The sequence below is a fragment of the Arthrobacter sp. SAFR-023 genome, assembly GCF_051965295.1.
Taxonomy (GTDB): Bacteria; Actinomycetota; Actinomycetes; order Actinomycetales; family Micrococcaceae; genus Arthrobacter.
In genome coordinates, this window is the sequence record NZ_JBQCMF010000002.1 from 314,777 (window position 1) to 333,472 (window position 18,696).

An 18,696-nucleotide genomic window follows, 5' to 3' on the forward strand; every position below is an offset into this window, starting at 1 on the left:
AGACCGCGCTAGTAGCCCAGCGTCACCGGCACTTTTTCCTGTCCTTCTGCGCCGGGGGCGATGGCCACGGTGGAGACATCGTTCCGGCCTTCCCGTTCCAGCAGCACCGTGCCGTACGCGGCCCCGCCAGAGGCGGACACCAGATAGCCGACGACGGCGGAGTCCCCGATCCGCCCGGCTGCCTTAAGGGTGGTGGTGGTCCCGGCGGCGATGTCCGCGGTAGCCGCCGTGCGGAGTTTCCCGTCCGCTGTAATGGGGGTATAGGAAATGGTGGCCCTGCCATCCAGGGCTCCGAAGACCAGCAGCCGCTCCCCGCCCTGGGGAAGAGGGACCACGTGCTGGCTGCCCAGCTGGGCCGTGGCGGGTGACCACGCGAAGTCCAGGCTTTGGCTGGCCTTGAGCCCCCGGCTCACCCGCGCGGCCGCCACGATGCTGACGTCCGATGTTGCCGAAACGGTGTAATGGCCGGCCGGAACGCCGGAGAGGGGGACCTCGGTAACGGTGCCTGCCTTGGCCGTGACAACGCCTCCTCCCGGGAGGGCCTGCTGGCCGGCGCGGCCAAAAAGCTTCACCTCCACCACGGCGTCCGACGGGCCGGGAACAGTGATCTGCAGCGACGGTCCGGCGTCCTCAAAACCGGATCCGCCGGTCAGTGACTTCACGTCCCCGGCGTCCTGGATGTCAATCCCTGTCATCACCTGGGACGGACCCGCGGAAGTCCCCGGCGCAATGAAATCCACGCCGCCGGAGGTCAGCCCGCGCAGCACGCTCTGCTGGATGAAGGCGCTGACGGGCCCACCCGTGCTCCGGACGTGAACACTCAGCCGTTCCTCCCCGGGAGCTAGGCCAGCCAGGATGATGGAGCGCGTCGACTTCGGCCCCACCAGCAGGCCGCGGCTGCCGGAGGCCTTGATCTGGCCGGTCTTCCCGTAAAGCTCGAGGTTCACCGTTGCAGGGGTGGTGGAGGCATTGGTGAGGTTGAGGACGCTGCTGCGGCCCACCGCGGTGTTGGCGCCGCCGAGCCAGAGGTCGTTCGAGGGCGTCTGGCAGGCGGCTGCCGCCGACCCCTGCAGGTCCCCGTCGGTTGCCGTGTAGGCCATGAGGGCTCCCGCCGCCGGCTGCCGGTTGGTCAGCGCATCCGCGGACAGCACGCTGACGTCGTCCACGGCTTCCCCTTCCACAACCCCGGCGAGTACTCCGGACGAGCCCGCTGGTGCCGTCGCCGAGCCGGGCGCCTTGGCGATCCGCCTCAGCTCGGACCCCTTCAGGGCCGACAGCGCGCTGCCGGGAAGGCTGCCGCCCGCCGAACTGACCACCGCTGCGGAAACGGCGCTCCTGGCCGTGGCGGATTCGGGGCTGAACTGGGGGTCGGTCCCGACCGGCGTTCCTTCGAGGAGCCGCGCCGGAGCCGGGCAGACGTCCTGGACGCTTCCCGCCGGCACAGCCGCTTCCGGAGCCTCCAGCGGCCTGGCTGCCGACGGCTGCGGCGCCAGGGCGGTTGCCGCAACAAGGCCTCCGCCGGCGGCGAGGATGGTCACACCGGAGAGCACTCCGGCCACGATGCCGCGGCGGCCGGCGATGCGGCTGGCACCGCTGGACCTGGTTTCTGAAGCGCCGGTTCCTGAAGCGCTGGCTCCGGAAGCTTTACTTCCCCGAGCGGTGCTTCGCGGAGCGCGGGTCCGCGGAACGGTGCCCCCAGTAGCCCCGGCTACCGGTCCGCTGCCCCGCTTCGCCGGCGTCCCGCCGTCGTTCTCTTCCTCATACATTCTGGTATTCCTTACGCAGGGAGCCTTCGTCCCTGGACAGGCCCGTGTTGGGGCGCCGTGCCGGCATCGGGAGCGCCAGCAGGACCGTCAGGCCGATGACGGCGGCCTGGAGGATGCCGGACCAAAGCGCCCAGGGGCTTTCATAGCGGACTGCCACCTGACCGGCCTGCGGAGGAAGCGTGAAGGCCTGCGACCAGCCGGAGGTGGTGGAGGTCAGTTTCCGGCCGTCGAGCCAGGCGGTCCAGCCGGGATCTGCCCGCTCGGCGAGCACCAGCAGCCGGCCCTCAGGGCCCTTGGGCACCGACGCCTGGGCTCCGGTCAGGTCCGAGCGGACCAGCCCGATCGTGGCTCCCTTGCCGTCCACAATGCGTACACGGTGGGCGACGTCGGCGGGCTGCAGGACGGCGTCATTCAGCGGTGTCACGCGCCAGAGCCAGCCCGAGTCCGTGGGACCCACGGCTGTCAGCCCGGGGACCGCGTCCATTCGGCTGGCGGTCAGCTGCGCCGCAGTGTCAGCGGCGCGCAGGACGACGAATCCGACGCCGAGACGCTCCAGCTCGGGCCGGGGGTCGACACCGCGGGCAGCCACCAGGGTGGCCACGCTGGTGCGCAGCGCCGCGGTGACCTCGTCGTCATCGCGGACCGACTCGTGCCCGGGGTTGCCCAGGATGTCCCGGGCGGCCGCGATGGTCGAGAGGCTGTCCAGCGTGGTGCCGCCTCCGTGCATAAGGGAGGCGCTGTATGTTCCGTCCTCGCCGGTGCTGATCAGCAGCGTCCGGGTCTGCTCCGGTCCCTCGCCGCGGTCCACAGCGGTAGCGGGCAGCATCCGCGGGTCCGTGGGACCCACGAGCCTGGGCGCCCCGAGGTCTGCCGTGTCAGCGTGCACCACGGCCTCGGCCGGCTGCACAACATTCTGCACTACCCACGCCGCCAGCCCGGCCAGCGGTCCGGCGAGCAGGAGCACCAGCGCCAGCGCCGCGGCACCGCGGGCCACGGCGGCGGACCGCGCTCCCCCGCTGCGGGACAGGTTGCCTGATCCGGAACCGGCAAGGGCCAGGAGCCCGTCGCCGCCGATGATGGCCGCTCCAAGCAGCCCGAACACGGCCGCGGAGACTGCCGGGCCGGTGAAAGGCGCCACGAGGGCCTGTGGGCCGGCGGCGGTGGCTACATGGCCTGCCAGCCATCCGCCGGCCAGCACCACCAGCGCCGCGACCCAGAGGGCCCTGGCCACACGGCCTCGGCGGTCCGGGTGGATCCGGAGCGGAACAAAGAGCGCGGCAACGGCCAGCGCCAGGAGCGGGGCTCCGATCAGGAGGGCCAGCAGCAGAGCCCAGGGGACGGAGCCGCCGGAAAAGAGCGCCAGCCCGGAAAGACCGCCGGCCGGGTCGAAGCCGAGCGGCTGGCCCAGGATCTGCTGCCATACCGCAGCGGCCTCAAAGGGCAGCGGCAGTCCGGGGTCGGCCAGCAGGGCACGGGGCCGGTCAAGGGTGGACAGCGCAAACGGAACAAACAGCGCTGCGCTCGGCAGCAGAGCCCACCAGAGCGTGCGGCCGCGCTTGCCCAGCAGCAGGCTAAGGGCAATGATCACAACGGCGGCCGGCAGCAGGAGCGACGGCGCAGCGGCGGTGATGACCGCCAGTGCCAGCCCGGCGGCTGCGGCTGCCGTCCACGACGGCGTGCCGTTGACTCCGGGCTTGGCCGGCGGCTGGTCCGCCAGGCTGCCGGCCGGAACGGGGGCGAACCGGCCGCGTCCGAGGGCGGAACCGGTGGCCCGCAGCAGCGCCAGAACCAGCAGCGGCATCATGACGTGCACCAGCAGAGCACCGACGCGCCCCTGGTTGACAGCGACCTGCAGGGCGGGCGCCGCTGCCCAGACCAGCGCAGCGGCCAGCCGGAACCGGCGGTAGGAGGTCAGGGCGCCGGAGGCGAACCAGGCAGCCAGGCCGGAGAGCGGCATGGCCAGCAGCAGCAGCCAGATAACAGCGCCGTTCGCGTTGCCTCCGCCCAGCAGGCCGAGGATCCAGAGGACATAGCCGAAGGGGTCGCCGTGCCCCGGAAGTCCGGCGCCCAGTCCGATCCACCAGGTGGAGGCGTGGTGCCAGATGTCCTCCAGCCGGGCAGAGACGGGCAGGAGCGCGCCTCCGGCGGCAGCATCGGCCTGGAAAAGCGCGGCAAGGCCGGCGAAGGACGCCACGGTGGCGAGGATCACCGCCGCGACGGCACCGTTGCCCACCCAGCCCCGCTCGTTCGTCGACAGGGCTGCGAAGTCGTCCGTCGAGTCGCCGCTGGGCTGTTCCTCCAGCGGATCATTGCTGTCCTCGGAGGCCCGCGCGTCGTCTGCGCCCAGCGCCTCCATCAGGGAGCGCCGGTGGCCCCACACTTCGCGCCGTTCGGTCTGCAGCGCTTTGACCACGGAGCGGCGGACCCGGCGGGTGCGGGCAGCGTTGCGCCGCCCCCGGGCGAGGGCGGCAGGCCGGGCCAGGGCTGCGGCTGTTGCCAGGAGCTGCGAGAAACCGTATCCGGGATCCTTCACCGCGATGCTGAAGATCAGCCGAAGCAGGCTCCCGAACAGGGCGCCGACGGCGTGCAGCGGCAGCGCCCACAGCGGGGCGTGCTTGAGCCGCAGGTGCACCTGCGCCCGTCGCGCCGCCGATGCCGTACCAAGGGCATGCGGCCGCTGGGACACATGGAACATCCTCGCGCTGGGAACCACCACCACCCGGTGGCCGGCCAGCCGGTTCCGCCAGCAGAAGTCGACGTCGTCGCCCGTGCCGGGGAGAGCCGGGTCAAACCCTTTGAGGTGCTCCCAGATGTCGCGCCGGACCAGCATGCCGGCCGAGTTGACCGCGAAGGTGTCGGAACGGCCGTCGTATTGGCCCTGGTCGAGTTCGTCCGCCTCGATGAGCGTGAGCCGCTCGGCCCAGCGGCTGGTGGAAAGCCCGACGTCGATCAGGCGCCGCCTGGCGTTCCAGTCCAACTGCTTGCAGCCCGCGACTGTAACGGACGGGGCGCGCTCCACTGCATGCAGCAGTTCGGCCAGCGCTTCGGGGGCAGGTGCAGCGTCGTCGTGCAGCAGCCAGATCCATTCGGACCGGTCCCGCGTGCCCTGCAGGCTCCATGGAGCCAGGGCGGCGAGGCCGGCCCGCACTGCTGCACCCATCCCTGCCTTGCCGCCATTGACGGTGATGACATTGGCATCGCCGATGGCGCGCTGCAGGAGGGCAGCCGAATTGTCCTGTGAGCCGGTGTCCACCCCGATCACGGTGTCCGCGGGCCGGGTCTGTGCGGCCAGCGCTGATAGTGTCCTGGGCAGATAATCACTGCCGTTGTGGGCGACCACAACGGCAGTGACGTGTACTTCCTGAAGAATTAGACTGCTCGCTTCCTCAGCCGTCGGCGCTCACGCTCGGAGAGGCCACCCCAAATCCCGAATCGTTCATCATTGGCCAGGGCATACTCGAGGCACTGTGACCGCACGCTGCACGCTCCGCAGACTTTCTTGGCGTCCCGTGTGGAACCGCCTTTTTCCGGGAAGAAAGCCTCCGGATCGGTCTGGGCGCACAGAGCATCAGTCTGCCACCCGAGCTCGCCTTCGTCGTCGAAGTCCTGGCCCAGCGGCAAGCCGATCCACACCGGCTGCGCCAGCGTGGAGGATGCCGGGTTGCGGATCTCCATGGGCGGATCGAGTTCGTCGTCGTCCTGCTCCGGCTGTCCGGCCAGCAGCGACTGGTTCTCGAGGGCGTCGTGCTGGGCCAGGAAAGCTGTGGCCTGGTCCTGCAAAGAGGCAGACGTGTCCAGATTGTAACGCTCTGCGGCGTCCGGATCAGCTGGATCTACATACCAGTCACTGGGTACCCCCCGAGACCTGTACTTTGCTGTGGCCTGGCCGGCCACAAGAGCATCATCATGCATACGCTCCGCTTGCCCCATGGCGTCCCCTCCTGAGTAGTGCGGCCCCCGGCCCGACGTTCAGGGACACTACGTGGTGTCCCTTAGAGTTCGCCGCGGCTTTTCGATATCTAATTACACGCGTGTAAGTAGGGCGAGTCAAGCTGCGACGGAATAATAATCAATGTCCGGGCCAATCGGCAGGCGCGCCACGCCCGGGAATTTTTTGCCCATGCAACCCGGCGCCCGTGCGGAATTTGACAGTAACCTTACTATCCTGCTGCGCGCGCGCACGATTCCGGCAATTCTGCCGTGAGCCGGAGCCTTAAGGCAAACGACGTTACAAACTGTTGTGCCGGAGATCACGTACGAAGGCGTGGCAAGATGAAGCCATGAATATCCCGGCCACTGATCTGATGACGGCCCTGCGCTCGGGCCACTCCACTTCCCCGCGTTTGACCTGGTACGGGCCCGACGCGGAGCGCGTGGAACTCTCCGGGCGCGTGCTGGACAACTGGGTCGCAAAGACCAGCAACCTGCTTCAGGACGAACTCGACGCCGAGCCCGGAATGCGGCTGCGGCTGGACCTTCCCGCGCACTGGAAATCCATGATCTGGGCCCTCGCCGCCTGGCAGCTGGGCATGGAGGTGGTGCTCGGATCCGGTGATGCGGATCTGCTCGCCACGTCCGAACCGGACGCCACCGGGGATGGGTTCGACGCCGTCATCGCCGTTCCGCTGCCGGCACTGGCGATGCGGTGGCCCGGCGACTTGCCTGCCGGAGTGCTCGACTATGCCGCTGAGGTCCGGTCCCACGGTGACGTGTTCATGGCCCACAACGACCCCGACCCCGTATCTCCCGCGGTCCGGAACTCGGAAGGTGCAGCCGTCCGGCATGAAGCCCTCCTGGCGGAGTTTGCTGCGGGACACGAGCCGAGCGCGCGGCTACTGGTGCGCGCCGCCGACGGACTCGAGGCTGCCCTGGCCAACGCGCTGGGCGCGTGGAAGAACGACGGCTCGGTGGTCCTGGTCCACGGCGACGTGGAGCTGACGGACAAGCTTCTGGCTGCCGAGCGGATCCACGGCGACTGAGCTGGCTGGATCTGGCTGCTGGGACTAGCTTGGCCGGACAGGCCGCTCGGGTTCGTCCACGCCCGGTTCCATGACGCGCTCCGCCGGCTGGGCGGAGTGGTGGTGGACCTCGATGATCTCGTGGTCGTGCGAGAACTCCGGCTCCTGGTCCAGTTCCTGGTTGAACACGAGGAACCGGTAGGCAAAGAAGCGGACCACCGTGGCGACCAGAATGCCCACCACGCCCGCGGCGAAGAGCATGTTCTTGTCCGTGACGCCCAGCGAGTACTTCGCCAGGGCCGTGAACCCGGTGGAGATGCCGATGCCGATGCCGTTGATGAGGATGAACATCAGGAATTCACGCAGGACGTTGGCCTGGCGGCGGTGCCGGAACGTCCAGAGACGGTTGGCGATCCAGGAAAACACGGTGGCGACGGTGGCACCCACAAAACGGGCCTTGGCCTCACTGTCCGTCATGGGCCCGTGCATCAGGTAGTAAGTCAGGCCGTTGTCAATGACAAACGCCACACCGCCCACGGCACCGAACTTCGCCACCTCGCGCCAGAAAAGCGAGGCGAGTCCCCGGATGCGCTCTGCAAGTGTGTTAATCATGACCCTCCGTGGCCGTCTGAATAGTGGGGGCCGATGGGCCAAGCTCCCATTTTAGCGCCGTTTGCCGGGAGTAACCTCAAAGCGCCCCCCGCTGGACGGTCCTAGCAGCAGCTGCGCCACCAAAATCGGGCGACTCCGGGACCTTCACAGCCATGAAAGACGGCAACCGCGCTCCTTTTCTGTAGGCTGGAAGATGTGACTTTTCCAGTAATCGGCGTGGTTGGCGGCGGCCAGCTTGCGCGCATGATGGCCCCTGCCGCCACTGCCCTGGGCTTTGAACTCCGTGTTTTGGCTGAGGGCGAAGACGTATCCGCGGTCTCCGCTGTCCCCAATGCCCCCGTGGGCGACTACAAGGACCTCGCGGCCCTGATGGAGTTCTCCAAGGGCCTGGACGTGATGACCTTTGACCACGAACACGTTCCGGGCGATCACCTCTATGCCCTGATCGAAGCCGGAGTGAACGTCCAGCCCGGCCCGGACGCGCTGGTCAACGCCCAGGACAAGCTGGTCATGCGCGCGGCCATCGACCGCCTCGAACTGCCCAACCCCGAGTGGGCCGCAGTGGACGACGTCGCCGGCCTGGTCAGCTTCGGGGACCGGATCGGCTGGCCCGTGGCGCTCAAGACCCCGCGCGGCGGCTACGACGGAAAGGGCGTGCGCATCGTCGGCTCCCCGGAGGAAGCCGCGGAAACCGCCGACTGGTTCGAGGCCATGAGCCCGCTCCTCGCCGAGGCCAAGGTGGAGTTCAGCCGCGAGCTCTCTGCGCTCGTGGCCCGCACCCCCGACGGGGCGTCCCGTGCCTGGCCCGTGGTCCACACCATCCAGGTGGACGGCGTCTGCGACGAAGTAATCGCACCGGCACAGAACATTTCCGTTGAGGTGGCTGCCGCCGCCGAAGAGGCTGCCCTCCGCATCGCCAACGAACTCGGCGTCACCGGCGTCATGGCCGTCGAGATGTTCGAGACCCCCGGCACCGGCGCCGGATTCCTGATCAACGAATTGGCGATGCGCCCCCACAACACCGGACACTGGACACAAGACGGCTCCGTCACCAGCCAGTTCGAACAGCACCTGCGGGCTGTCCTGAACCTGCCGCTCGGCGCGACCGACGTCCTGGGCCAGGTTGCCGTGATGAAGAACTTCCTGGGCGGCGACAACCAGGACCTCTTCTCCGCGTTCCCCACCGCACTGGCGGCGGAACCGGCCGCCAAGGTCCACTGCTACGGCAAGTCCGTGCGGCCGGGCCGGAAAATCGGCCACGTGAACCTGGTGGGCGCGTCCGCCGCGGACGTCGACTCCCTCCGGCAGCGCGCCACCACCGTGGCAAGCATCATCCGTGACGGCAGACTGCCGGCCGCGGCAACAGGCACCACCGAGGAGACCCCATGAGCCCCGTATCCGATGCAGCACCGGAAACCGGCGCCGCCTCTCCCCTCGTAGGCCTCGTCATGGGGTCGGATTCAGACTGGCCCGTCATGGAGGCGGCGGCTGACGCCCTGGCCGAGTTCGGCATTCCGTTCGAGGCCGATGTTGTCTCCGCCCACCGCATGCCCACCGAGATGATCCGCTACGGGCAGACGGCCCATGAGCGCGGCCTCCGCGTGATCATTGCCGGCGCCGGCGGTGCCGCGCACCTTCCCGGCATGCTCGCTTCCGTCACTCCCCTGCCCGTGATCGGCGTTCCGGTCCCGCTGAAGACGCTGGACGGCATGGATTCCCTGCTCTCGATCGTGCAGATGCCCGCCGGGGTTCCGGTGGCCACGGTCTCCATCGCCGGGGCCCGGAACGCGGGCCTGCTCGCGGTCCGCATGTTGGCTTCCGGCACCGACGACCTCTCCGCCCGCCTCCGCACGGAGCTTTTGGACTTCGCCCAGGAACTCAACGACGTGGCCAGCCGAAAAGGCGCCAACCTCCGCCAGAAAGTCAACGAAGTCTTCTCGGACGCAAATGTGGCTCTCCGGAGCAGCCGATAGGGATCTGCCATGTCCAATAACGAACTGCCGTCCCAGGGCCTCCTGACGGATCCCGTCCGTTACCCGTCGAGTGCCGCAGAACCTGCGCGGACCAAGCGCGCGTTCCTGCTGATCCTGCTCACGCTGCTGGTGCCCGGCAGCGCGCAGATCGTGGCCGGGGACCGCAAGATCGGCCGGATCGCCCTGCGCGTGACGCTGGGCGCCTGGCTGCTCGCGGTCATTGCCCTGGTACTGCTGTTCACCAACCGGACCCTGCTGATCAACATCATCACCAATCCGGCGGCCTCGCTGCTCATCGTCCTGGTCCTTGCCGCTCTGGCGGTGGGCTGGCTGGTGCTGTTCGTGAACACCCTGCGGCTCATCCGGCCGGTGCTGCTGCCCGCCCGGATGAGGCCCGCCGTCGTAATTGCGCTTGTTCTGGCCATGGTGGTGAGCAGCGGATCGCTGGGCTACGCCGCCTACCTGCTCAATGTCAGCCGGAATGCGATCGGCAGCATCTTCAACGCCGGACCGGCCATTGACCCCGTCGACGGCCGCTACAACTTCCTGATGATGGGCGGCGACGCGGGTGCCGACCGCACCGGACGCCGCCCGGACAGCCTGTCCGTGCTCAGCGTCGATGCCAAGTCCGGCCAGACCGCCATCATCTCGGTGCCGCGAAACCTGCAGAACGCCCAGTTCAGCGAGGGTTCGCCCATGCGGCAGATCTATCCCGAGGGCTACAACTGTGGCGACGAATGCCTCATCAACGCCATCAACACCGAGGTCACGAACGAACACAAGGACCTCTACCCCGGCGTTGCCGACCCCGGAGCGCAGGCAACGCTGGAAGCGGTGTCCGGCACTCTCGGCATCACGGTGCAGGCCTATGTGCTGGTGGACATGGACGGCTTCGCGAAGCTTATCGATGCGATGGGCGGCATCAGGATTAAGGCCGGCGGCTGGGTGCCCATCAGCGGGCCGATGGTCGATGAGGCCAACGGCATCCACGGCATGCCCGACGGCTGGATTCCGGCCGGCGACCAGAAGCTGGACGGATATCACGCCCTCTGGTACGGCCGGTCCCGAGAGTTCGTGGACGATTACGCCCGGATCGCGCGGCAGCAGTGCGTTCAGCAGGCCATGCTGAAACAGCTGGACCCCGCAACCTTGCTGGCAAAGTTCGAGGACATCGCCAACGCGGGCACCAAGGTGGTTGATTCCAACATCTCCTCCAGCCAGCTCGGCAGCTTTGTGGATCTGGCCATGAAGGCCAAGGGCACGGACGTCAAGAGGCTCACCATCGGGCCTCCGGACTTCGACGCGTCCTTCTCCACGGTGCCTGACTTCGGGCAGATCCATGACCGCGTCAGGAAGCTGCTCGCTTCCGCCAGCTCCGAATCGTCGCCTGCCGCAGCGGCGGACTCCGGGCTCCAGGACGCTGTTCTGCAGCCGAGTTCCGTGCCGGGCAGTGGGCTCTCCGCGGCGGGCCTTCCGGCCACCACCCCCTCACCGTCACCATCGTCGTCGGACTTCACCCCGGTGACCACCACCCCTGAGGGGGAACCGATCACGGAGCAGATGCTGAACCAGTTCAAGCGCGAGGGCAACGAGCAAGCCATCCGCGACCTCGTGGCCACCAACGGCCAGTGCGCTGCCCTCTAAGCCTTTAGCTTCACCTGCTGCAAGAGAGAAGGACACCTGGCTTTGTACGAACTCGACAACGTCCTCCGGCCGTATGCCTGGGGATCGACGACGGCGATCGCCGGCCTGCTCGGCCGGCCGACGTCGGGCGGACCGGAAGCTGAGCTGTGGATCGGCGCGCACCCTGACTCGCCGTCGGTGGCCAGCCGGCCGGACGGCACGACGGCACCGCTGAACGCGCTCATCGGCGAGGACCCGGAACACTTCCTGGGATCTGAGTCGGTGGCCGAATTCGGGCCGCGCCTGCCGTTCCTGGCCAAGATCCTCGCCGCGGCCAAGCCGCTGTCGCTTCAGGTGCACCCGAGCCTTGACCAGGCGAAAGCCGGTTTCGCGCGCGAGAATGCCGCCGGCGTGCCAGCCGACGCTGCGCACCGCAATTACCGGGACGACAACCACAAGCCGGAAATGATCTTCGCGCTGACCCCGTTCGATGCGCTGTGCGGTTTCCGTGCGCCGGAGAAGTCCCGCGACATCTTCCTCCACCTGGCAGGCTGCCTGGAGCTCCCGGGCAACGGGGTGCCGCAGCTTATAAAACACGTCATCGAGGACCTCTCGCAACCCGACGAGGCCACGGCGCTGAGGTCCGCGTTCGAACGGCTGATCGCCGGGGGCGAGGCGATCCAGGAAGCCACGTCCCGCGTGGTTGACGTGCTGGCGTCGGGCGCGCCCATGGCGCCCTACCAGCAGGAGCTTTCCACGGTGCTGAGCCTTCACGGGGAGTACCCCGGCGACCCCGGCGTCCTGATCTCCCTGCTGCTGAACCGGCTGTCGCTGGAGCCGGGCCAAGCGGTGTACCTGCCCGCCGGAAACGTGCACGCCTACCTGCACGGCCTCGGCGTCGAGGTGATGGCATCCTCGGACAACGTGCTCCGCGGCGGGCTGACGCCCAAGTTCATCGACATTCCCGAGCTGCTGAACACCATCGCCTTCGAATCGGTGGGCGTCCCCATGCTGCGGCCGGAGACCTCCGGACTCGGGCAGGAACTGTACTGCCCGCCGTTCCGCGAGTTCCAGCTCCAGCGGATCGAACTGCTGCCGGACGGCGAACCCGTTCCGCTGGCACAGTCGGGCGCCGCGGTGGTGATTGTCGTGGCCGGGGCCGTGATCCTTGACTCGCCGAAGGGCGACCTGCAGCTGGACCGCGGCGCGAGCGCCTTCCTGCCGGCCGCCGACGCGCCCGTCAACGTCCATCCCGTGTCCGGGGCCCCGGAGAGCGCCGTGGCCTTCGCCGTGACCACCTCGATGAAGGCCTGAACGCCGTGGAGTACTTCCTGCAAACGAAGGCCTGGGAGGATTTCCAGAAGTCGCTGGGACGCCGAGTGCACCGGCAATCCGGTCCCGGCTGGAGCTTCCTCGCCATCGAGGAAAAGAACCCCGCGGGCAAGGTCCTGTACGCGCCCTACGGCCCGGTGGCCGGGTCGGTCGAGGCGTTCGACGCCGCGCTGGCGGCGCTCCGGGACCTGGCGGCGTCCTGCGGCGCCGTCTTCATCCGGATCGAGCCGGTTTCTGCCGGCCTGGACCCTTCGAGTGCACCGGACGCCCTGCGGAGCCGCGGCCTGCAGCCTGCCCCGGTCAACCAGCAGCCCGAACTCAGCTGGATCGTGGACCTGGACCGGGACTTCAAGGAGGTCCTGGCGGAGATGAAGCCGGTCAACCGCAACCTGTACCGGAACATCCACAAGAAGGGCGTGACGTTCCGCTCCACGCAGGACCCTGAAGACATCCGCGTGCTCCTGAACTTCCTCCATATGACGGCGCGGCGGAACGGCTTCAAACCGCAAAGCGACGAGTACCTGACGCAGGTGGCCGAGTCCCTCATGCCCGCTGGCGCCGCGACGCTGTTCATCGCCGACCTGCACGGCGGTCCGGTGGCCGCAGCCCTGGCCTACGATTCGGCGGACACCCGGACGTACGCCCACGCGGCCATGGATGACACCCACCGCAAGCTCAGCGCAGGCATCCCCCTCCTGGTGACGCTCATGGCCGATGCCCAGGAGAACGGCCTGAAGCACGTGGACCTGTGGGGCGTGGCCCCGGCCGGGGAGCCTGACCACAAGTGGGCAGGGTTCACCGCATTCAAGAAGTCGTTCGGCGGGCGCGAGATCGCCTACCCCGGAACCTGGGACCTGCCCGTCAACCGGCCCCGCTACGCGGCCTACCAGGTGGCGCGCAAGCTCCGCGACGGCATCAAGGCCCTCATCAAGCGCCCCACCCGCTGAGCGCGAACGAACACTTGGGTCCCACCCGCTGAGCGCGAACGAACACTTGGGCCCCGCCGCCCGGAAATGTCCGGGCCGCAAGTGTACGTTCGCGCTCCGCTCGGAGACTCCACCTGTGGATAACGTCCAACGTGCCCTTCTGCGGGTGCAAACTGAAGCATGGGTCTCTCGCCGCTTCCCCCTGACTTACTCGGAGGATCATTCACTTCATCCCACGCCGCTGCATCCGGGGTTTCGCGGCGGCGCCAACGGAAGCCTGACGTGGCCATACCCTCACGCGGGGTTCGCGTCTCACTGCAGGGGAATGCGACAACTCCGGCCTATTTGCGTGCCTACACTGCGCTGGATGACTCGTCGATCCTCACCCATCACTCCGGCGCCCGCATCTGGGAGTTTGGCCTTCCCGGCTGGATGCAGGAGGACTGGAGGATCCATGTTGCGCGTGACCGAAACGGAAGTCAGCCGCGCCGGCGAAATGTGGTCGGTCACCGGATGACGTTCAAACCCGGCGAGGTAGTGACGCACGACGGCGTCCGGGTTACCTCGCCAGCCAGGACGTGGCTGGATCTCGCCGGTCTTCTCAGTGTTGATGCGCTGATCGCCGCGGGAGATTCGGTGGTTGTTGCCCACGGGCCAGAATTTCCGAAGCCAAGGACTCCGTTGGCCACCATCGATGACCTCCGGCGAATGGTTGCCTCGCATCCTGGCATGCGCGGCGTGAAGACCGCGCGCTTGGCGCTTCCCGAGATCCGCGTCGGATCCGATTCTCCGCAGGAAACAAAGATGCGGCTGGCCCTGGCTCGAACGAAACTTGGCGAACCGGTGTTAAATCATGTGATCCACAGCAGCTGGGGCCAGCCTGCGGTGTGGCCGGACGCCGCCTATCCGCTACACCGCCTGGCGCTGCAGTACGACGGCAGGCACCATTCGGATCCGGACCAGGCCGCGCGTGACCGGAGGCGCAAGGAGACCACCGAACGCCTCGGCTGGACGGAGCTCAGAATTTTCAAAGATGACCTCGACGGCGATAAGCCTTTTGTCCTCGAGAAGGTCAGGGCGACGATTCTGGGTCAGCAGCGTCGTCGGGCGTCGGGAACCTGAACGTCGACTGCACGCAAAAATCGCGCGAATGCACACTTGAGCCCCGGATCCGTGACGGATGCGGGGCTCAAGTGTTCGTTCGCGCTGGGGAAGCCGGGGGGCTAGTTCTTGCGGGCGTAGCCTTCCCACTTGCTGGCCTGGTGCTCGCCGTCCACGAAGCGGATGGTGCCGGACTTGGAGCGCATGACGATCGACTGCGTCAGGACCTTGTCCTTGGAGTAGCGCACGCCCTTGAGGAGGTCGCCGTCGGTGATGCCGGTGGCGGCGAAGTAGCAGTTGTCGCTGGTGACGAGATCGTTGGTGGAGAGGACCCGCTCGAGGTCGTGGCCGGCGTCGATCGCCTTCTGCTTCTCGTCATCGCTCGTGGGCCACAGCCGGCCCTGGATCACGCCGCCCAGGGACTTGATGGCGCAGGCCGCCACGATGCCTTCCGGGGTTCCACCGATGCCCATCAGGGCATCGACGCCGGTGCCGGAGCGGGCAGCCGCAATGGCGCCAGCAACGTCGCCGTCCATGATGAACTTGGTGCGCGCACCGGCGTCGCGGATCTCCTCGACCAGCGGGCGGTGGCGGTCACGGTCCAGGATCATGACGTTGAGCTGGTTGACCTTCACGCCCTTGGCCTTGGCGATCAGGTGCAGGTTCTGCTTGACGGGCAAACGCAGGTCGACCATGTCGGCGGCTTCAGGTCCGGTGACCAGCTTTTCCATGTAGAACACGGCGGAGGGGTCGAACATGGAGCCGCGCTCGGCGACGGCCAGGACGGCCAGGGCGTTGTTGATGCCCAGTGCGGTCAGGCGGGTTCCGTCGATGGGGTCGACGGCGACGTCGCACTCGGGACCGGTACCGTCACCAACCTGTTCGCCGTTGAACAGCATCGGAGCTTCGTCCTTTTCGCCTTCACCGATGACCACGACGCCGTTGAAGTGGACGGTCTGAAGGAAGGAACGCATCGCATCGACGGCTGCGCCGTCCGCCTTGTTCTTGTCACCGAAGCCAACCCAGTGGCCGCCGGCGATGGCCGCGGCTTCGGTGACGCGGACAAGTTCAAGGGCGAGGTTGCGGTCCGGCTCGTCAGTTCCGACGGCGAGCGACGGGGAAAGCGTTGAGTACTTCTGGGTAGCTGGTGACACGTGAACCTCTTCTTCGAGTGGCGATCATTGGACCCGCCAGGCCTGAGTCGACCATCGCGGTGATTCCTCTGTAACTGATCATAGTCGCCACCGCGGGGCCCGGGCGTGGGATGACTACACCTCGTAACGGACGGCCGGCCTCACCGCCGCCGGCATCGAATGTGAGTTCGCACCCTGCATGGGCGACTATAGAAGGGTGAGTGATATGCAGGACCAGTCCGCCCCCTCGAGCCGCGTGCAGGCTCCCGCCCCCTCCCCTTCCACGGTCAGCCAGCCCGTCAAGCCCGTAATTCCCGCGGCCGCCGCGAAAAGGGCCAACGCCTCAGTGATCGGAATGATCATCGCCCTGCTGGTGAGCGTCGCGGCGTTCCTGCCGATCGTCCTGATGAACCCGTCCCCGAAGTCGGACGGCTTCCGCCCCAACATCGACGTCAGCGCCATAGCCTCGAACGCTGCAGGTGTGGCGGGATTCACACCGGTGGCCCCCGCGGCGGGCGACACATTCCACCCGAACTACGCCCGCTGGGCGGCGGCCAGCGGCACCGGCGTCGCGGCCTGGGAGGTCGGTTACATCACCCCGAAGGAAAAATTTATCGGTCTGACACAGACCGGCAAGGCTAACCCGAGCTGGCTCGTGCAGCAGACCAAGAACGCTCCCGTCACCGGCACGCGCAACGCCGGCGGCAAGGAGTGGGAACTCCATGACACGGGCAAGGGCGAGAAGAGCATGGTGCTCGCGTACCGGGGAACCACCGTGGTCCTGGCCGGCGACGCCCAACTGGAGGAATTCGCAGTCCTGGCCGCCGCCGTCGTCAAATCCCTGGAAAGTAACCCCCCTGTCACCGTTTCCCCTTCGGCGAGCCCCGCACCGTAAGGTGGGGCCGTGACCACTTACCTGACTCCTGCCCTGGCCTGGCGCCGTCTGCGCGAAGGCAACGAACGCTTCGTTAACAGTGAATCCTCGCACCCGAACCAGGACGCCTCCCGGCGCTCATCCCTGGTGGAAACCCAGCATCCCTTTGCGGTGATCTTCGGCTGCTCCGATTCACGGCTCGCGGCCGAGATCATTTTCGACGTCGGACTCGGCGACGTCTTCGTCGTCCGGACCGCGGGCCAGGTCATTGACGACGCCGTCCTCGGTTCGCTCGAGTACAGCATCGGTGTGCTTGGCGTGCCGCTGATCGTGGTCCTCGGCCATGACAGCTGCGGAGCGGTCACCGCCACGAAGTCCGCCGTCGAAACCGGCCAGATGCCGGCCGGCTTCATCCGCGACCTCGTCGAGCGCATCACGCCGTCGGTCCTGACCTCGCTCCGCAACGACCAGACGGAGGTCAACGACATGGTGGTGGAGCACGTCAAGCAGACCTCGCACCGCCTCGTGGACAGCTCGCGTGTGATTTCGGACGCAATCGAGTCGGGCCGGGCCGCCGTGATCGGGCTCTCCTACAGCCTCGCGGACGGCCACGCGGAGCTTGTTTCCGGAATCGGCGAGCTCTAGAAGCAGCCTGAAGACGCCCGGGCCGGCCGCCTGTAGCAAGCCGTTCACGGTTTTCGATGCGGTGCCCGGGCGTCCTAAGCTAGCCCCATGACTTCCACTGAAGAGTTCCGCATTGAACATGACACGATGGGCGAAGTCCGCGTCCCCGTGAACGCCCTGTACCGCGCGCAGACGCAACGTGCAGTCGAGAACTTCCCGATCTCCGGAAAAACCCTGGAACGTGCGCACATTGAGGCGCTGGCCCGGGTCAAGAAGGCCGCTGCCCAGGCCAACGCTGAACTGAGTGTGCTCGACGGCGAGCTGGCCAAGGCGATCGCGGAAGCTGCCGACGAGGTGGCTACGGGCAAGTACGACGGCGACTTCCCCATCGACGTTTTCCAGACCGGCTCCGGCACGTCCTCGAACATGAACACCAACGAGGTCCTCGCCGAACTGGCTACGCGCGCCCTGAAGGCTGCCGGCAGTGACAAGGTGGTCCACCCCAACGACCACGTCAACGCCTCGCAGTCCTCGAACGACGTGTTCCCCACCTCCGTCCACGTTGCCGCCACCTCGGCCCTGATCAACGACCTCATTCCGGCCCTCGGCTACCTCGCCGAATCGCTGGAGCGCAAGGCCGTTGAGTTCAAGGACGTCGTCAAGTCCGGCCGCACGCACCTCATGGACGCCACCCCGGTCACCCTGGGCCAGGAGTTCGGCGGCTACGCCGCGCAGGTTCGCTACGGCATCGAGCGCATCAACGCCGCGCTCCCCCGCGTGGCCGAAGTTCCCCTCGGCGGCACCGCCGTGGGCACCGGCATCAACACCCCGGCAGGCTTCCCGGAGCGCGTCATCGAGCTGCTCGCCACGGACACCGGCCTGCCGCTGACCGAGGCCCGTGACCACTTCGAGGCCCAGGCCAACCGCGACGGCCTCATCGAAGCCTCCAGCCAGCTGCGTAACATTGCCATCTCCTTCATGAAGATCAACAATGACCTGCGCTGGATGGGCTCCGGCCCCAACACCGGCCTCGGCGAGATCGCCATTCCGGACCTGCAGCCGGGCTCGTCCATCATGCCGGGCAAGGTCAACCCCGTCATCTGCGAAGCGTCCATCATGGTGTGCGCCCAGGTCATCGGCAACGACACCGCCATCGCCTGGTCCGGCACCAACGGCGCCTTCGAACTGAACGTCGGCATCCCGGTCATGGCCGCGAACCTGCTCGAGTCCGTCCGCCTGCTGGCCAACACCAGCCGCGTCATGGCGGACAAGATGATCGACGGCATCACCGCCAACGTCGAGCGCGCCCGCTTCCTCGCCGAGGCTTCGCCGTCCATCGTGACCCCGCTGAACAAGTACATCGGATACGAAAACGCCGCCAAGATCGCCAAGACCGCCGTCAAGGAGGGCCTGACCGTCCGGCAGGCCACCGAGAAGCTCGGCTTCGTCGGTGAAGGCGAAGGCAAGGTTTCCGAGGCTGACCTGGACAAGGCATTGGACGTCACCACCATGACGGCTCCGGCCCACAAGGCCTAACCTCTCAAGAAGTACGACGGCGGCCGCCCACCTTCCCAGCGAAGGCGGGCGGCCGCCGTCGTTCGCGTTTAGCTCCCCTCCCCCCCCGCCTTGGAGTTTTTTGTCCAGATGTCGCGAGTTGGAGAGCGCTTAAGTCGCGATACGTGGACAAAAACTCGAAGCCTCTCCAACCGGATGGCGGCAGCTCTCCGCGCCGCCCACTTTGCCGCCAGTTAGAAAGTTGCACTAATTCAGTCTG

General features: G+C 67.5%; 15 protein-coding genes. 10 read left to right on the top strand and 5 right to left on the bottom strand.

The annotated features are described in order from the left end of the window. Positions 1–8: 8 nt before the first annotated feature. Genes ACTHQX_RS03580 through ACTHQX_RS03590 form a run of 3 tightly spaced genes read right to left on the bottom strand, consistent with a single transcriptional unit; the run spans position 9 to position 5,696 of the window. The gene (locus ACTHQX_RS03580) at positions 9–1,766 is read right to left on the bottom strand and encodes a DUF5719 family protein (protein ID WP_440155688.1); all 1,758 of its coding nucleotides are present in this window, start codon (positions 1,764–1,766) and stop codon (positions 9–11) included. Further along, positions 1,759–5,106: a glycosyltransferase gene (locus ACTHQX_RS03585; RefSeq protein WP_440155690.1), complete on the bottom strand. Its 3,348-nt coding sequence runs from the start codon at positions 5,104–5,106 to the stop codon at positions 1,759–1,761. The genes ACTHQX_RS03580 and ACTHQX_RS03585 overlap by 8 nt, the downstream gene beginning before the upstream one ends. Positions 5,107–5,135: 29 nt before the next feature. Then, on the bottom strand, positions 5,136–5,696 hold the full coding sequence (locus ACTHQX_RS03590) for a WhiB family transcriptional regulator (protein WP_440155692.1): 561 nt from the start codon (positions 5,694–5,696) through the stop codon (positions 5,136–5,138). Positions 5,697–6,046: 350 nt separating this feature from the next. On the opposite strand from ACTHQX_RS03590, the gene ACTHQX_RS03595 reads away from it, so the two are divergent. Beyond that, positions 6,047–6,745, top strand: a complete 699-nt coding sequence (locus ACTHQX_RS03595) for a TIGR03089 family protein (protein ID WP_236807696.1) — start codon at positions 6,047–6,049, stop codon at positions 6,743–6,745. 24 nt (positions 6,746–6,769) lie between these two features. On the opposite strand, the gene ACTHQX_RS03600 is transcribed toward ACTHQX_RS03595, so the two are convergent. After that, positions 6,770–7,336 (bottom strand): GtrA family protein, encoded by a 567-nt coding sequence (locus tag ACTHQX_RS03600; RefSeq protein ID WP_236807695.1) that lies wholly within the window; start codon positions 7,334–7,336, stop codon positions 6,770–6,772. A gap of 195 nt (positions 7,337–7,531) precedes the next feature. Between ACTHQX_RS03600 and ACTHQX_RS03605 the strand changes: the two genes are divergently transcribed. The 6 genes from ACTHQX_RS03605 (at position 7,532) to ACTHQX_RS03630 (ending at position 14,312) form a co-directional block, all read left to right on the top strand. Next, a complete protein-coding gene (locus ACTHQX_RS03605; RefSeq protein WP_440155694.1) occupies positions 7,532–8,725 on the top strand; it encodes a 5-(carboxyamino)imidazole ribonucleotide synthase in 1,194 nt (397 codons plus the stop codon). Continuing rightward, the gene (purE, locus tag ACTHQX_RS03610; protein WP_440155695.1) at positions 8,722–9,309 is read left to right on the top strand and encodes a 5-(carboxyamino)imidazole ribonucleotide mutase; all 588 of its coding nucleotides are present in this window, start codon (positions 8,722–8,724) and stop codon (positions 9,307–9,309) included. Before ACTHQX_RS03605 ends, purE begins: the two co-directional genes overlap by 4 nt. Positions 9,310–9,318: 9 nt before the next feature. Beyond that, complete coding sequence (locus ACTHQX_RS03615) at positions 9,319–10,953, top strand: LCP family protein (protein ID WP_440155697.1); 1,635 nt, start codon at positions 9,319–9,321, stop codon at positions 10,951–10,953. Between the two features lie 42 nt (positions 10,954–10,995). Then, complete coding sequence (gene manA / locus ACTHQX_RS03620; protein WP_440155698.1) at positions 10,996–12,246, top strand: mannose-6-phosphate isomerase, class I; 1,251 nt, start codon at positions 10,996–10,998, stop codon at positions 12,244–12,246. A 5-nt stretch (positions 12,247–12,251) separates the two neighbouring features. Next, positions 12,252–13,211 carry a lipid II:glycine glycyltransferase FemX gene (locus ACTHQX_RS03625; RefSeq protein ID WP_440155700.1) on the top strand — a complete coding sequence of 320 codons (960 nt, stop codon included), beginning with the start codon at positions 12,252–12,254 and terminating at the stop codon, positions 13,209–13,211. Positions 13,212–13,472: 261 nt separating this feature from the next. Continuing rightward, positions 13,473–14,312 (top strand): endonuclease domain-containing protein, encoded by an 840-nt coding sequence (locus ACTHQX_RS03630; RefSeq protein WP_440155702.1) that lies wholly within the window; start codon positions 13,473–13,475, stop codon positions 14,310–14,312. A gap of 101 nt (positions 14,313–14,413) precedes the next feature. On the opposite strand, the gene glpX is transcribed toward ACTHQX_RS03630, so the two are convergent. Further along, positions 14,414–15,445, bottom strand: coding sequence for a class II fructose-bisphosphatase (gene glpX / locus ACTHQX_RS03635; protein WP_440155703.1), 1,032 nt, complete (start codon positions 15,443–15,445; stop codon positions 14,414–14,416). A gap of 205 nt (positions 15,446–15,650) precedes the next feature. On the opposite strand from glpX, the gene ACTHQX_RS03640 reads away from it, so the two are divergent. The 3 genes from ACTHQX_RS03640 (at position 15,651) to ACTHQX_RS03650 (ending at position 18,458) form a co-directional block, all read left to right on the top strand. Continuing rightward, positions 15,651–16,319, top strand: coding sequence for a DUF4245 domain-containing protein (locus ACTHQX_RS03640; RefSeq protein ID WP_440155829.1), 669 nt, complete (start codon positions 15,651–15,653; stop codon positions 16,317–16,319). Positions 16,320–16,328: 9 nt separating this feature from the next. After that, on the top strand, positions 16,329–16,943 hold the full coding sequence (locus tag ACTHQX_RS03645) for a carbonic anhydrase (RefSeq protein ID WP_236807688.1): 615 nt from the start codon (positions 16,329–16,331) through the stop codon (positions 16,941–16,943). 87 nt (positions 16,944–17,030) lie between these two features. Further along, complete coding sequence (locus ACTHQX_RS03650) at positions 17,031–18,458, top strand: class II fumarate hydratase (RefSeq protein WP_440155705.1); 1,428 nt, start codon at positions 17,031–17,033, stop codon at positions 18,456–18,458. Positions 18,459–18,696 lie beyond the last annotated feature (238 nt).